This is a genomic window from Reichenbachiella sp. 5M10 (assembly GCF_002742335.1).
GTDB lineage: Bacteria > Bacteroidota > Bacteroidia > Cytophagales > Cyclobacteriaceae > Reichenbachiella.
Window position 1 is genome coordinate 866,788 of the sequence record NZ_MDGR01000007.1, and the last position, 13,971, is coordinate 880,758.

The 13,971-nt window shown below is 46.3% G+C and carries 12 protein-coding genes; 5 read left to right on the forward strand and 7 right to left on the reverse strand.

The annotated features are described in order from the left end of the window. Window positions 1-74: 74 nt before the first annotated feature. Window positions 75-524 (reverse strand): nucleoside deaminase, encoded by a 450-nt coding sequence (locus BFP72_RS03595; protein WP_099597795.1) that lies wholly within the window; start codon window positions 522-524, stop codon window positions 75-77. After that, window positions 521-1,078 (reverse strand): hypothetical protein, encoded by a 558-nt coding sequence (locus BFP72_RS03600; protein WP_099597796.1) that lies wholly within the window; start codon window positions 1,076-1,078, stop codon window positions 521-523. The genes BFP72_RS03595 and BFP72_RS03600 overlap by 4 nt, the downstream gene beginning before the upstream one ends. Before the next feature lie 118 nt (window positions 1,079-1,196). Here BFP72_RS03600 and aspS point away from each other — a divergent pair, with 118 nt between their 5' ends. Genes aspS through BFP72_RS03620 form a run of 4 tightly spaced genes read left to right on the forward strand, consistent with a single transcriptional unit; the run spans window position 1,197 to window position 4,882 of the window. Beyond that, on the forward strand, window positions 1,197-2,951 hold the full coding sequence (gene aspS / locus BFP72_RS03605; protein ID WP_099597797.1) for an aspartate--tRNA ligase: 1,755 nt from the start codon (window positions 1,197-1,199) through the stop codon (window positions 2,949-2,951). A 32-nt stretch (window positions 2,952-2,983) separates the two neighbouring features. Beyond that, a complete protein-coding gene (locus tag BFP72_RS03610; protein ID WP_158233263.1) occupies window positions 2,984-4,051 on the forward strand; it encodes a BamA/TamA family outer membrane protein in 1,068 nt (355 codons plus the stop codon). 57 nt (window positions 4,052-4,108) lie between these two features. Then, window positions 4,109-4,477 (forward strand): response regulator, encoded by a 369-nt coding sequence (locus BFP72_RS03615; RefSeq protein ID WP_099597799.1) that lies wholly within the window; start codon window positions 4,109-4,111, stop codon window positions 4,475-4,477. A 3-nt stretch (window positions 4,478-4,480) separates the two neighbouring features. Beyond that, complete coding sequence (locus tag BFP72_RS03620; protein ID WP_099597800.1) at window positions 4,481-4,882, forward strand: DUF2721 domain-containing protein; 402 nt, start codon at window positions 4,481-4,483, stop codon at window positions 4,880-4,882. A gap of 2 nt (window positions 4,883-4,884) precedes the next feature. Here the strand turns inward: BFP72_RS03620 and BFP72_RS03625 are convergent, their stop codons facing one another. The 5 genes from BFP72_RS03625 to BFP72_RS03645 form a co-directional block, all read right to left on the reverse strand. Beyond that, window positions 4,885-7,971 (reverse strand): ATP-binding cassette domain-containing protein, encoded by a 3,087-nt coding sequence (locus BFP72_RS03625; RefSeq protein ID WP_158233264.1) that lies wholly within the window; start codon window positions 7,969-7,971, stop codon window positions 4,885-4,887. 86 nt (window positions 7,972-8,057) lie between these two features. Then, window positions 8,058-8,867 carry a hypothetical protein gene (locus BFP72_RS03630; protein WP_099597802.1) on the reverse strand — a complete coding sequence of 270 codons (810 nt, stop codon included), beginning with the start codon at window positions 8,865-8,867 and terminating at the stop codon, window positions 8,058-8,060. 84 nt (window positions 8,868-8,951) lie between these two features. Next, window positions 8,952-9,905, reverse strand: a complete 954-nt coding sequence (locus BFP72_RS03635; protein WP_099597804.1) for an aldo/keto reductase — start codon at window positions 9,903-9,905, stop codon at window positions 8,952-8,954. A 208-nt stretch (window positions 9,906-10,113) separates the two neighbouring features. After that, window positions 10,114-10,986, reverse strand: a complete 873-nt coding sequence (gene sucD, locus BFP72_RS03640; protein WP_099597805.1) for a succinate--CoA ligase subunit alpha — start codon at window positions 10,984-10,986, stop codon at window positions 10,114-10,116. Between the two features lie 66 nt (window positions 10,987-11,052). Further along, window positions 11,053-11,547, reverse strand: a complete 495-nt coding sequence (locus BFP72_RS03645) for an HAD family hydrolase (protein ID WP_099597806.1) — start codon at window positions 11,545-11,547, stop codon at window positions 11,053-11,055. Window positions 11,548-11,873: 326 nt separating this feature from the next. Between BFP72_RS03645 and BFP72_RS03650 the strand changes: the two genes are divergently transcribed. After that, the gene (locus tag BFP72_RS03650; protein WP_099597808.1) at window positions 11,874-13,943 is read left to right on the forward strand and encodes a M3 family metallopeptidase; all 2,070 of its coding nucleotides are present in this window, start codon (window positions 11,874-11,876) and stop codon (window positions 13,941-13,943) included. Window positions 13,944-13,971: the final 28 nt, after the last annotated feature.

Below are 13,971 nucleotides of genomic sequence, written 5' to 3' on the forward strand. Positions count from 1 at the left end.
CTCGTAAAAGTAGAATTTCTTTGACAGAAAATAAGGAAAATGTATCATTCTATTCTATGAATAGATTGTTGACGTCAATCTCTCAGTTTTGCAAAGAATGATGTAACCAAATCGCTGCACTCTTTTTCCATCACGCCACCTTTGATATTGGCTTTGGGGTGGAGGACTTGGCCTTGGAGTGTACTATATCCTCGCTTGGGATCGTGAGCACCGTAGATGATTTCATCTACTTGGGCCCAAAAGGTCGCCCCCGCGCACATCACGCAAGGTTCCATGGTGACATAAAGCTTGCAGTTAGTCAGATACTTGGCACCCAAAAAATTGGCAGCCGAAGTAATGGCCAACATTTCGGCATGAGCCGTTACGTCCTGGAGCCGTTCGGTTTGGTTGTAGGCTCGTGCGATGATCTTGTTGTCACATACAACTACAGCACCGACAGGGACTTCCCCTTCCTCGTAGGCGTATTGCGCCTGCTTGAGTGCCTCCTTCATGTAAGCCTCATCACTATGCAAGCCAGGTATCATTTGAGTTTGCCTTTGATGTGGACACCTTGCATGATCTCATGAGCCGTAGATTGCCAGGTTTCTTTGAGTTCGATTGGCGCAGTGAAATTGAATACGAGGGTGCTTTGCCCTATGATCACATACTGCATGTAAGTGTATTTTTGGATGTTGCCCTCCTGTCTGAAGGAGTCTGCATCAGGTTTGACCGTCGAGATGAACTCTAAGTGAGCGAATTGCCTGCCATTGATTTCTTGGGTACCCTCTGACAACATCTGTATGTCGTCGTACAAGTTATAAATGTTGGATTTTTGAAAACTCACCATGATTTCTAGGTCCTTTGCAGCCCATTGGGTCACGGACTTGTTGACTCCTAGATCAATGGTCAAATCTGGATTGGTGTAAAGAACGAGTGGTTTGGTCGTAGTGAAGTACTTGCTTGCGATCTCATCGTCTGTCATGAGTCGAAACTCGCCAGGGATCGGCATGGTGATGTTTTCGGTGACCTGTGTTTTGACCAGATCTTGACCCGGTGTGGGATGAAATATCAGAAAGAATGAAAGGACGAATAGATGCATGTATGATGATTTATAGAGAATCTTTAAAAAGTCAAAATTAAAGTAGTTCGCTATGAAGCCCAATACCTTACAATGATTAAATTTGCGCCTCGTTTTTTTACAAACAAATACAATACGCATGCTTAGAACTCATACTTGTGGAGAATTAAGAGCCGGGGACACCGGAAGCCAGGCAACCCTATGTGGTTGGGTGCAAAAAGTAAGAGACAAAGGAGGAATGGTCTGGGTAGATCTCAGGGATAGATATGGGGTGACTCAGTTGATATTCGAAGAAGGGTCTACGGAGATGGCTGTTTTGGAGCAAGCCAAAACCCTCGGAAGAGAGTTTGTACTCAAAGCTACTGGAGAGGTAGTTGAGCGGTATGCTAAGAATGACAAGATGGCGACAGGCGATGTGGAAGTCAAAGTATCTTCGCTAGAGATACTCAATGCATCCAAAGTGCCGCCGTTCATCATTGACAATGATACAGATGGAGGTGAAGAGCTCCGTATGAAGTATAGATACCTCGACTTACGTCGAGGCGAAGTGAGAGACAAACTTATGCTCCGACACAAGATGTTGCAAGCGACACGCAAGTACTTGTCCGATTCGGAGTTTATGGAAGTAGAGACACCTGTTTTGATCAAGTCGACTCCTGAGGGCGCTCGAGATTTTGTGGTGCCATCACGTGTCAATAAGGGCGAATTTTATGCCTTGCCACAGTCTCCTCAGACGTTCAAGCAGTTGCTGATGGTGTCTGGGTTTGACCGGTATTTTCAGATTGTCAAGTGTTTTAGAGACGAAGATTTGCGTGCGGATCGTCAGCCTGAGTTTACACAGATTGATTGTGAGATGTCGTTTGTGACGCAGCAAGATATATTGGATACATTCGAAGGACTGACTCGATTTTTGTTCAAGGAAGCGTTGGATGTAGAGGTGGGCGAATTTGTACACATGCAGTACGATGATGCCATGCGACTGTATGGATCGGATAAGCCTGACGTACGTTTTGGAATGCAGTTTGTCGAACTCAATGACGTGGCACAGAACAAAGGGTTCAATGTGTTTGATCAAGCGGAGTTGGTAGTAGGTATCTGTGCAGAAGGCTGTGCAGAATGGACAAGAAAGCAACTGGATGCTCTGACGGACTTCGTCAAGCGACCACAGGTGGGAGCCAAAGGCCTCGTGCATGTCAAATGCAATGCGGACGGTACGTTCAAATCGTCAGTGGATAAATTTTACTCGCAAGAGGATTTGAAAGCATGGGCAGACAAAGCTGGAGCAAAGCCAGGAGATTTGATTCTTGTACTGTCGGGTGATACGCACAGCACGCGAAAGCAAATGAACGATTTGCGTTTGCACATGGGTGACTTGCTCGAGTTGAAAGATCCGATGAATTTTAAGCCGCTATGGGTGTTGGATTTCCCTTTGCTAGAGTGGGATGAAGAGACGAAGAGATACCATGCCATGCACCATCCATTTACCTCACCGAAGGCCGAGCAAATCCCTATGTTGGATACTGATCCAGGAGCGGTGAAAGCCAATGCCTATGATTTGGTAATCAACGGGGTGGAAATTGGAGGCGGGTCGATCCGGATTCACGATCAGCAGACACAAGCCTTGATGTTTAAGCATCTTGGGTTTAGTGAAGAAGAGGCTAAAGCACAATTTGGTTTCTTGATGGAAGCTTTCGAATATGGTGCTCCTCCACACGGTGGAATCGCCTTTGGATTTGATCGTTTGTGCTCAATGTTTGGAGGCTCTGATTCTATCCGTGACTTCATCGCGTTTCCAAAAAATACGTCAGCTAGAGACGTCATGATCGAGTCTCCTTCGCCGATTGCTAGTGCGCAATTGAAAGAACTAGGCTTGGATGTACTTCCCAACGATTAGAGGTGAGGTACTGTGGGTTAGTTGTCACTTTCTTGTTTTTGAGCCAAATTGCCTTTGGACAAGAAAGTGACAGCACACAGTACAAAAATACGAGCCTAGCAGTCTATCCCGTCTTTGCGTATACGCCAGAGACAAAGTTCAATTTTGGTGCGATTGCGTTTTTTGTCTTTGACCAGAATGTCAGAAAAAAGGACTCTCTTTATTATCGCCCCACATCCATTACGCCCTATTTGGTCTTCACGACCAATAAGCAAATTCAGTTCAAATCTGAGTTTGATTTTTTTCTGAAAAATGGAATCAATTTCAATCTCATCTCTCGGATCTACAAGTATCCCGACTATTACTATGGTATAGGCAATGACACAGACGTGGATGTCAGTGAGCGCTATGGGAACAATTACATTCAACTAGAGGGCAAAGTGCTAAAGCCCTACACCAAGCATTTGTTTTATGGTTTGACCTACGACTTGCAGTACAACTACATCGACCCTATCCAAAACGGTATGCTCGCGACACAAGATCCTGTGGGGATTGAGGGAGGACGAAACATGGGGATTGGTCCGGCTTTTAGCTATGATACACGAAATAGCACTATCTATCCGACGCATGGCAAGTACATCAATACCTCTGTGAGCTTCTTTGGAGAAGCGCTGGGGGGAGAGTACAACTATGTGAAGTACTCTTTTGATTTTCGGCACTATTTCGAATTGCTAGGACCCAAAAATATTTTAACCTATCAATTTCGCGCAGACCTAACCTCTGGCAAGGATGTGCCGTTCTACAAATTGAACTTCATCGGTGGCGACAACCGCTTGAGAGGGTTCGATCATGGAAACTTATATGTTGACAATCAATCGGTTTATTTCCAAGTAGAAGCTCGTCAAGAGTTGTTTTGGAGGCTGGGAGGAGTGATATTTGCGGGTGCGGGGCAGGTGTTTGATTCCTTTGCTCAGTATGATGTGGATGATATTCGCTTTGTATATGGATTGGGAGGTAGATTTCAAGCCATCAAGGACAAAAAACTCAACTTGCGTATGGATATCGGCTTCACTGACAATGGACAGCACGCGATCTATCTCTCAGTAAGAGAGGCGTTTTGATTGTTGGATTTATTTACTACTTTGCGTTGGCACAGCTAGGAAAACGAGAATAATTATATGGCAGATAAAAAAAAGCTTCTGTATGTGGACGATGAGGTGGCCAATCTCAACGTTTTTAGAATAGCCTTCAAAAGAAGGTATGATGTGACTACTGCGGGTAGTGCAGAGGAGGGTATGGAGCTATTGGAAAGTGAGAAGTTTGATATCGTCGTATGTGACCATCGCATGCCTGGTATGACAGGGGTTGAAATGCTCGCTGTGGTCAGTGAGAAATTCCCTGACATGATCCGAATCATCATTTCTGAGTATATCAACGACGAGATCATCCGTCATGCTATCAAGTCATACAATCTCGACGGTAGTATGGGGAAACCATGGGATGCTACTGAACTCATCTCAATCATCGAAAACCACGCGAAAAGCTAGTTTGTGCAGTTGGATATATCCACACCGGCCCTTCTTTTTCCAGCCATTACGTTGCTACTCTTGGCGTATACCAATCGTTTTTTAGGGATTGCATCGCTGATCCGAGGATTGCATAGTGAGTATCAAAAAAACAATGGACTCAAAGTGGTCGTGGATCAGATCAAGAACCTGAGAATACGGCTCAATATGATTCGCAAGATGCAATTTTTAGCGGTATTGAGTTTCTTGTTTACAGTGGGGTGCATGATCGCTCTTTTTGAGAGTAGCTTCGCACTAGCCAATATCCTATTTGCAGCGAGTCTGATTTCCTTGTTGCTGTCTTTGGTTTTTTCCTTGATAGAAATCCAGATTTCTACGCGAGCACTCAATATCGAATTGAGTGATATGGAAGACGATATCAAATAAATTTAATGTTTGCTGAGTTTTTTGGAAAACCATCTGAGGACTTTTCGGAAGGTGTCGTAGTATAGCGTGACGTAGCCCATCGCAGTGATGATCCAAATCACGGCTAGGTTGAAATAAAATGTCTTGATCTGCCAATTGCCAAGTACTTTGACGGGTGCATAGAAGTGGGCATTGCCAAATTTGGAATCTGGAGTCATGTAGACAGGGTCCTTTTTACGGATCAATTCGTTTTCTCCTTCGTAGACCTTGTTTATTTTGTCTCGATTGAGAGCCAGCGAATACATCGCGTCGTTGTGATTGTCACGCTTTAGAGCATACAACCCATCTTTCCCGATTTTTTTGACGAGGGCTTGGTAGACTGAGTCACGCTCGGTGACCGCCTCGCTCTTGATTAGTTTGTATTTTTTCTTGAGTCCACGAAGGTAACCCAAGGCTTCTTCGTACAAGGTAGAGTCAAGTTGGTCAAACTGCAATTGATCCGCCTGTGCAAAGTAGGGATTGTCATCTAGCTGCCCGAGCTTATTGATTTCGTTTTTGCAGAGGTGGAGGTAGTATATGGCGAGTTGGCTATGGTTGTCCTGTTGTACTTCGGCATAGGCATTGTTGAGCTTGCCAGAGATGTCAGGTATCAAATAGGCAAACATGTAGCTTGCGTCACTCATTTTTTTGTCGTAGGCAGAGAAGTTGCGCTGGTAGAGATTGTCTGTGGCTTGCTCTACAGCGAGTGCTTCATAAGCCCAACGTGAGACCATGAGATCCCCTATCCAAGGGACGTTCTTTTTGTCTCCAATGTCATAGTTGAGATCGTCGAATTTGATCATTGCACCGCCGAGTAGCAACTGGGGCACAAGGATCAGAGGGATCAAGATGTAGATTGTCACGATGGAGTTGAAGGCTGACGAAATATTGAGTCCCACCATGTTGGCAAAGCAAGCAGTAGAAAATAGAATCAACCAGTACTGTACATTGAGTCCTTTGATTTCTAGGAGATAGTTTCCAAAAAGGGTAAAGACGAGCACTTGCAAAGCAGACAGCCCAAAGAGGTAGATGATCTTGGCATTGATGTAGCTGAATCGGCTCAAGTTTAGGAAAGATTCGCGCTCAAGAATCCTCCTGTCTTTGAATATCTCCTCGGCACTGACAGAGAGCCCTGTGAATAGCGACACGACGATGGTCATGAAGAGATAGATTGGAATGTTTCGGTTGTCGCTGAAGACATATTCACTCGTCTCAGAGTATTTGGCCAAGAAGCCCAAGATCAAGGCGAGGAGAGGTGGCTCTAGTACATTGATGAGGATGTATTGTATGTTGGACTTTTTGGAGAGCAAAACCCGCTTGAGGTAAATGATAGATTGCTGAAAGCGGTTGGGGATCAAGAAATCCGAAGGGGGCAGGGAAGTCTCATAGCGTATCTTTTCGATTTTGTCGACGATATTCTCTTTGAACATCTTGTACCATTCCCTTGGGGAAGTTTTGCGGTGCTTGGTCGAACTGCCTTTTTCATCGATCTCTTTGGTTTCGATGATGTGTAGGATTTGTTCTGGGATCACATTGCCACAAGTCCTACATTCACTTTCTGCGGCATTGACCTGGGTGTTCATGGTTTTGAAATAGACGATGGCATCTATCGGATTGCCCGCATAGATGGGATAGCCTCCCTTGTCTAGAATCCATATTTTGTCAAAGAGCTTGTAGATCTCCGATGAGGGTTGGTGTATGATGATGACGACCAATTTGCCATTTCGGGTTTGCTCTTTGAGTAGGTGCATGACTTTCTCTGAGTCCATAGATGATAGGCCAGAGGTGGGTTCGTCGATAAAGAGTACCGAGGGTTCTCTCAGTAACTCTAGGGCGATGTTGAGCCGTTTGCGTTGTCCGCCACTGATGGTTTTGTTGAGTGGGTCACCGACTTTGAGGTCCTGAATGTCTTCAATGTCTAGGTCGTCGAGTATCTTGTTGACTTCACGCTGGATGCGTGCTTCTGGGAAATCTCCAAAGCAGAGTTTGGCATTGAAGTAGAGGTTTTCGTAGACCGTCAGTTCTTCGAAGAGCAGGTCGTCTTGCGGGACGTATCCTATGACACCAGATTGGACGCTTTCGGGGATGCTATGTCCATTGATTTTAATGTCGCCTTGGACGGGTGTTAGTTTGCCATTGAGCAGGTTCATCAGTGTGGATTTCCCTGTTCCACTGCCCCCCATGATACCAATGAGCTGTCCGGATTCTTCACTGAAGCTAAAGGGCTTGATGCCATTGTCACTGTTTTTGAAGTTGTAGGCCATCTCATCCGCTTGCAGGATGAGTTTGGTTTTTTGGACGTCCATCAGAAATTTCTTACTGATTTCGGACTCGTAGATGGGCTTGATAGTGCTGCCTTTGATGATGGCTCCCGGGTTGAAAATGTAAACTTTGCCGGGTTGTATTCTCTTTCCTTCCGCGAAGAGATTGAGCGGTCCCTTGTAGCGAAAGACAAAGTTGTGGACACTTTCTATGTGGAGGATGTAGATCGTGCCAAAGAGGTTTTCGACCTGTACATGTCGAAAATCTGTAATTCCAGGCTCGTTTTTTCGTTTCATCATCCAGGCGATCTCTTTGGGCCATTCGGTGACTTTGTTGTCGATGATCATCCCATTGCCTTTGTGGACGTTTTTGATGTCTTCGTCTAGGATGAAAGAGCAGATGTCATCAATCTCTCGCTTGGGGAGGTTGAAGTTGAGTGCGACCAGCTGCATGAAGTCATTTTCACGTGTGGATACTTTCTTGTCTGTATTGATGAGCTCGACGAGCTCAATGAATACCAGTACGCGCTCGTGCTGCAGCAGTTCTTTATTGAGTTGTTGACAGATCTTGGTGACCTGTATGATGTTTTTTGTTTCGTTTTCGATCTCGGGTGTAGCTGAGGAGGCTTCTCGACGGTAAAATTCGACATAGTCTTGAAACAGGTTGAGGTATTGCTCAGAGAGTTCATGATTGAGCTGCTTTTCCAAATAGGGCTTCACAATCATATGTCCCGTATCCACTACTTCATCTTTCACACTTTCGATGATGGCAAACAGGCGCATCAATGCATTAATAATGGATTCACTCATGTATGTCGAATTTCTTTGAGACCTGTAAACTAAAAAAGGCATACCGAATAATCAATATGCCTTTTGACTTAGGGTGAGATTTTATGTCACCCCGTGATTTCGTTGCGTGTAGACTCTACATTTTCCATGATATCGTCTAGTTGGCCTTTGGTGATGCCCACAGCTGGGTCTATGCCGTCGTAGGTCAACTGCATGAAGTTGAGTAGGGGCATGATGGATTGGATGTCCTCGTCATCCGCGTATTTGGCAGCTGCTTCTGTCAAGATCTGAGCACTTTTCTTTTGCTCAGCGACGATGGCCATGAGTCGCTTGTCGTAGTTGCTCGATACGGTTAGCTGTGTAGTGATATAGAGTCCTTCGATCCAGCTGGCAGTCACCACGAGGAACGAGATTTTGTCTTGTCCTGTTTGGTTGAGCTGCTCGTAAGTGTTGTAAAACGACTCGGTGATGATCAAAATCAAAGAATCCTGGTTGTCGATATTTTGCTGCACACGGGAGACCATTTTCTCGTTGAATACCCCCGGCACGTCCAAACCATCGATGAGCTTCTTAGATGCTTTGAATAGTGCCATGGTCTCAGTGTTCATGTTGTAGGTGCTGGCATAGCTCAAGTCAGCACCGTAGATGCCGAGGTTCAATGCTTTGGCACGTTGTGTCTCGTATTTGTCTACGTTTTCGACAGGATTGGTGACGTTGAGTACGAAAGCGGCACCTGCATCTTGGAGTACAGTTGTGACTTCAAACGAAGTAGGTATTGGGTAGTCAAACTCTCTTTTTACGACTTCTTTGACATTGGCTGTTGTGACTTTTTCGGTGGGAGCTTCTTTTTTGCTGCCACAGCTGATCACAAGACCAGTGAGTAATACAAGGAAGGCTGAGTTCAGTATGTTTTTCATAGTTTGTCTTTGGTAATAATCAAAATTAGATGGTGGGCAATTTAGCGAATGCTTGTTGAATATAGAATCAGCCTATCAAATTAATCATTCGTCCCAGAGTTTTTTGGCTGTGAAAGGGCTGCCCTCAAAGGTGAAGAGGTGGCCATCGACATAGCGGTAGTGGCAGTCAAGTTCGCTGAGCTGTTTCATCTCCTCGGTAGTGAGCTCGATTTGACTGGCTTCAAAGTTTTCTTGGAGTCTACTAGGGTTGACGGATTTAGGGATGACCGAAGTGCCGCGTTGGATGGCCCATGCGATGAGGATTTGTGCATAACTGGCCTGATGACTTTGGGCTATGGCCAGGAGGGTAGGGTGCTCTGAGAGGTAGGGGACGTTGTGGTCTCCTGATTTGATGGCGGTAGTGAGCGATCCGAGTGGTCCGAAGGCGGTATAGATGATGTTGTGTTGTTGACAAAAGTCAAGGAGGGGTTGTTGTTGCAGGTAGGGGTGGCTTTCGACTTGTAGTACCTCGATTTTGATTTTTGCACTTTGGTTGACTCGCTTGATTTTCTTTTGGTTGAAGTTGGATACGCCGATGTGTTTCGTGAGTCCTGCTAGGAAGCATTCTTCCATGCCAGACCAAGTATCCTCTAGACTGATGTCTTGGTCACTGATGAGGTCTTCTGGTCCACTAGGGAAGAGGACGCTTTTCTTTTGGGCGACGGGCCAATGGACGAGGTATAGGTCCAGATAGGCCAGTTGGAGATCTGCAAGTGTATGCTTGAGTGCTACGATGACATCTTCGGTGCGGTGATGGGTGTTCCAGACTTTGGAAGTGATCCATAGGTCTTTGCGTGTGACCTCTCCAGCTGTGATGGCGTCTTTAAGTGCTTGACCTACTTCTTTCTCATTGTCATATAGGAAGGCGCAATCAAAGTGGCGATATCCGATCTGAAGGGCAGTACGTACCGCATCGTAGACCTCTCCGGGAGTCGATTTCCAAGTACCAAGCCCTAGCGCAGGCATTTGGTCTCCATTTTTCAATGCATAGTGCTTCATAAGGGTAATTTATTCCGAATTACGCAATTCAGGAGTTAAAAGTTGAAAAGAAGAGGGGTAAAGGTGGATAATCAATGTGTCGGACAGTATGTAGAGCTTCGTGCGGATGTGTCGAAGCGGGACCAAAGTATAGATGTTTTGTTGGAATATAAAAAAAGCCTCTGATGACTAATCAGAGGCTTTTCGAGTATGTTTTTTTGGGGAGGGATTATCCGATGGCTTTTGCCATAGTCTCTCCGATATCCGCAGGTGAGTTCACCACGTGTAGCCCACACTCGGCCATGATCTTCATCTTGGCTTCTGCCGTATCGTCTGCACCACCGATGATTGCACCAGCATGTCCCATTCTTTTACCTTTAGGAGCAGTTTGTCCAGCGATGAATCCTACGACTGGCTTTGGATTGCCTTGTGCTTTGATCCATCGAGCGGCTTCTGCTTCGTAGCTACCTCCGATCTCACCGATCATGACGATACCGTCTGTTTCAGGATCGTTCATGAGCATTTCTACCGCTTGCTTGGTCGAAGTGCCGATGATAGGGTCACCACCGATTCCGATAGCTGTAGAGATACCCATACCTGCTTTTACGACTTGATCCGCTGCTTCGTAAGTCAAAGTACCAGACTTAGAAACGATACCGATTCTACCTGTCTTGAATACGAAACCAGGCATGATACCCACTTTTGCTTCGCCTGGGGTGATGACACCTGGGCAGTTAGGCCCGATCAAGGTCAAATCTTTTCCTGAGATGTATTGTTTTGCGGCGATCATGTCCTTCACTGGGATACCCTCAGTGATCGTGATGATGACCTTGATACCTGCGTCAGCAGCTTCCATGATAGCATCAGCAGCAAACGCCGGTGGAACAAAAATAATGGATACATTGGCACCCGCTTGATCCACAGCATCTTGTACTGTGTTGAATACCGGTCTATCGAGGTGCGTCTGACCTCCTTTTCCTGGAGTCACACCGCCTACTACATTGCTACCGTACTCAATCATTTGAGAAGCATGAAACGTACCTTCTGTCCCGGTGAATCCCTGAACTATGATTTTAGAATCTTTATTTACTAATACACTCATTTGATTTCAATTTTGTGCAAAAATAGGATAATTAATGGCTTTCGCAAGCCTTGAAATAGGGTTTAACTACTTAATTTTCCGATACTCGACAGACATATATTTGTCGATGAATTCTCGGATACATCCATCGCCACCTTTGCTAGAGAGTACAACATCGGCATAGGAGACCACATCGTCTGATGCATCGGCTGGACAGACCGATATACTGACCTTGTTCATGGCAGGGAGATCGTTGAGATCGTCACCTATGAAGGCTACTTCTTCATAGCTGATTCCCAGTTTTTGGAGCCATCCACTGAGGATCACGTCCTTCTCTTCGTGCCCAGCATAGACATAGGAGATACCGAGCATTTTTGCGCGTGCTTCGATGGCTTGGGCTGTCGAACTGTGGCTGATGATACCGACAACTATGCCTTGCTGGAGGAGCATTTTGATGCCCAGCCCATCTTTGGCGCTGAATTTCTTGAACTGTGATCCGTCATCCATGACGTTGATACTGCCGTCGGTCATGGTCCCGTCCACGTCCAAGACGACCATTTTGATATGGGAGGTGTCTATCATGATGACAATGATAGGTCAAGCCGCCTACATGTGAAAGTAGGACTCGGCGATTCTGTGTTATTAAACCTGAATTATTCAATTTTGGAGTTAAAGATTAGATAACCCATGTGCCGAACAGCATTTTACCAAATGTATGGTTTTCACCCATTGGATTCCTCTACAATTGACGTTCAGTTCCAACACGATTCACTATTCCAGCTTTGTATTAGCCCTAGACACCCATGCCATGGTTGGGGGTTAAATCAATAAACAACCACTCGTGTACTATTGCTTTACATTGTAAATAGGGGTTGCTTTATTACTAGCTTAACTCAAAAACGAAAATCATGAAATACCTATTGACTCTACTGTCACTGGTGCTTTTGATGGCTTGTGAGCCAAATAGTACGCTAGTGATGCCTGTACCTCCAGCGGACAATGCCCTTTTTAGAGGGTTCAACGCTACCATTGACTTTGATAGTTTGCGAGCAGAGGATTTTGCCGCTGCGACGGCCTATCAGATCCCTAAATCTAGACTTTGGGTACAAAAAATACATGAAACCAAAGACCGCTCTTTCGAAAACACCATGAGAGAGATCGATGAGATGTACGACGAGATATCCAGCCTCTATGGGGTGATCTACCTGATGGGGAGTACGCATCCGGATTCGGCTATTCGCAATGCCGCCTTGGGTGAGGTCGTCGTAATGGAGAAGTACTTCAACAGCCTAAGTCTCAACGACACGCTCTACCAAGCGGTCAAAGCATACGCACAGACCGATGAGGCAAAGACACTGACAGGTCCTCGTGCCAAGTACCTCACGGAGACGGTGCAGAGTTTCGAACGCAACGGGTTTGGCCTGGACGAAGCGGGACGTGCCCAACTCCAAGTAATCGACGACAAACTGTCCGAACTAGGCAATACCTTTGGCAACAATATCGCGTCGTTTGAGGACCATCTGATTGTAGACGAGGCGGGTATCGCGGGGCTACCGGAGGATTATAAGCAGGCACGCCAGACCGAGGACGGGATGTACAAGATCGATATGTCTTACCCGTCGGTATTGCCTTTCTTCAAGTATGCCCAATCTGCAACAGCACGTCAGCAGCTGTTTGTCAAGTTTAGGAGTAGAGCTGCAGAGAGCAACATGGCTGTGCTAGACAGTCTGATACTGATGCGTACGCAAAAGGCCCAACTGCTGGGGTATGATACCTATGCTGCCTACCGTGTGGCAGATCGTATGGCCAAGACCACCCAAAACGTATGGGATTTTGAAAACGACTTGGTGGGCAAGGTTCGCCCCAAGGCAGAGGCGGATTATGCCGAATTGCTAGAAGTGAAGTCTACCAGTACGGGCACCCAAGCCAGTGAGATTGATGCGTGGAGCTTGTCTTACTATGAGAATATTTTGCTCAAGGACTCGTACCAGCTCGATGGGGAGTTGATCAAGCAGTATTTTCCGCTGGACGGGAGTATCGAGGGCTTGTTTACGATCACTCAGCAGTTGTTTGGGGTGACCTACCGCGAGCTCGAGGATCCTTCCGTGTGGAACGACGATGTGCGTCTCTTTGAGGTGCTACAGGGAGAGCAGGTGATCGGGAGGTTCTATTTGGATTTCTTCCCACGTGCCAACAAGTACTCTCATGCGGCGTGCTTTCCGATCATCAGTGGCAAGGCTAGTGACCGGGGACGTCAGATCCCTACGGCAGCTTTGGTGTGCAACTTCCCCAAAGCGACAGACGACAAGCCTTCACTCATGCTGCACAATCAAGTGGAGACTTTGTTTCACGAGTTTGGGCATGTCTTGCACCATATGCTGAGCGAGACAGAGCTAGCCAGCCAGTCTGGGACGAGCGTGTCGCGTGATTTTGTCGAGGCACCGTCGCAGATTTTCGAAAACTGGACGTGGAACTACGACGCTTTGAAGTTATTCGCCAAGCACTATGAGACAGGAGAAGTGCTACCCAAAGCACTCTTTGACAAAATGATTCGGTCCAAAAACGTCGGGTCTGGAATGAATCTACAGCGTCAGATCTACTACGGTATGTATGATTTCACGCTATACGACCTCAAAAGTGACGGCATGTCTACGGACGACGTGGCCCGGTCGCTGCACCACAAACTGTTGCTCTATCCCTTCCCAGAGGGTACACATCTCCAGACGTCTTTTGGACACCTAGACGGCTATGGTGCGAGCTACTATGGATACCTCTGGTCCAAGGTTTATGCACAGGATATGTTTTCGCTCTTCGAGCAAAACGGAGTACTCGATCAAGAGACAGGGATGCGCTACCGTGAGTCGATATTGAAGCCAGGAGGATCTATGGATGAAAACCAGATGTTGGTTGACTTCCTCGGTCGAGCGCCTCAGAATGATGCGTTCCTAAAAGGAGAAGGAGTAGAAATAAGCGAATAATTTAGTACACCTCTCAGAGGGTACGTTG

Excerpts from the sequence above, each read along its gene's own strand:
- BFP72_RS03595 (WP_099597795.1), bottom strand. The coding sequence starts at position 524 with ATGATACCTGGCTTGCATAGTGATGAGGCTTACATGAAGGAGGCACTC.
- BFP72_RS03600 (WP_099597796.1), bottom strand. The coding sequence starts at position 1,078 with ATGCATCTATTCGTCCTTTCATTCTTTCTGATATTTCATCCCACACCG.
- aspS (WP_099597797.1), top strand. The coding sequence starts at position 1,197 with ATGCTTAGAACTCATACTTGTGGAGAATTAAGAGCCGGGGACACCGGA.
- BFP72_RS03615 (WP_099597799.1), top strand. The coding sequence starts at position 4,109 with ATGGCAGATAAAAAAAAGCTTCTGTATGTGGACGATGAGGTGGCCAAT.
- BFP72_RS03625 (WP_158233264.1), bottom strand. The coding sequence starts at position 7,971 with ATGAGTGAATCCATTATTAATGCATTGATGCGCCTGTTTGCCATCATC.
- BFP72_RS03630 (WP_099597802.1), bottom strand. The coding sequence starts at position 8,867 with ATGAAAAACATACTGAACTCAGCCTTCCTTGTATTACTCACTGGTCTT.
- BFP72_RS03635 (WP_099597804.1), bottom strand. The coding sequence starts at position 9,905 with ATGAAGCACTATGCATTGAAAAATGGAGACCAAATGCCTGCGCTAGGG.
- sucD (WP_099597805.1), bottom strand. The coding sequence starts at position 10,986 with ATGAGTGTATTAGTAAATAAAGATTCTAAAATCATAGTTCAGGGATTC.
- BFP72_RS03645 (WP_099597806.1), bottom strand. The coding sequence starts at position 11,547 with ATGATAGACACCTCCCATATCAAAATGGTCGTCTTGGACGTGGACGGG.
- BFP72_RS03650 (WP_099597808.1), top strand. The coding sequence starts at position 11,874 with ATGAAATACCTATTGACTCTACTGTCACTGGTGCTTTTGATGGCTTGT.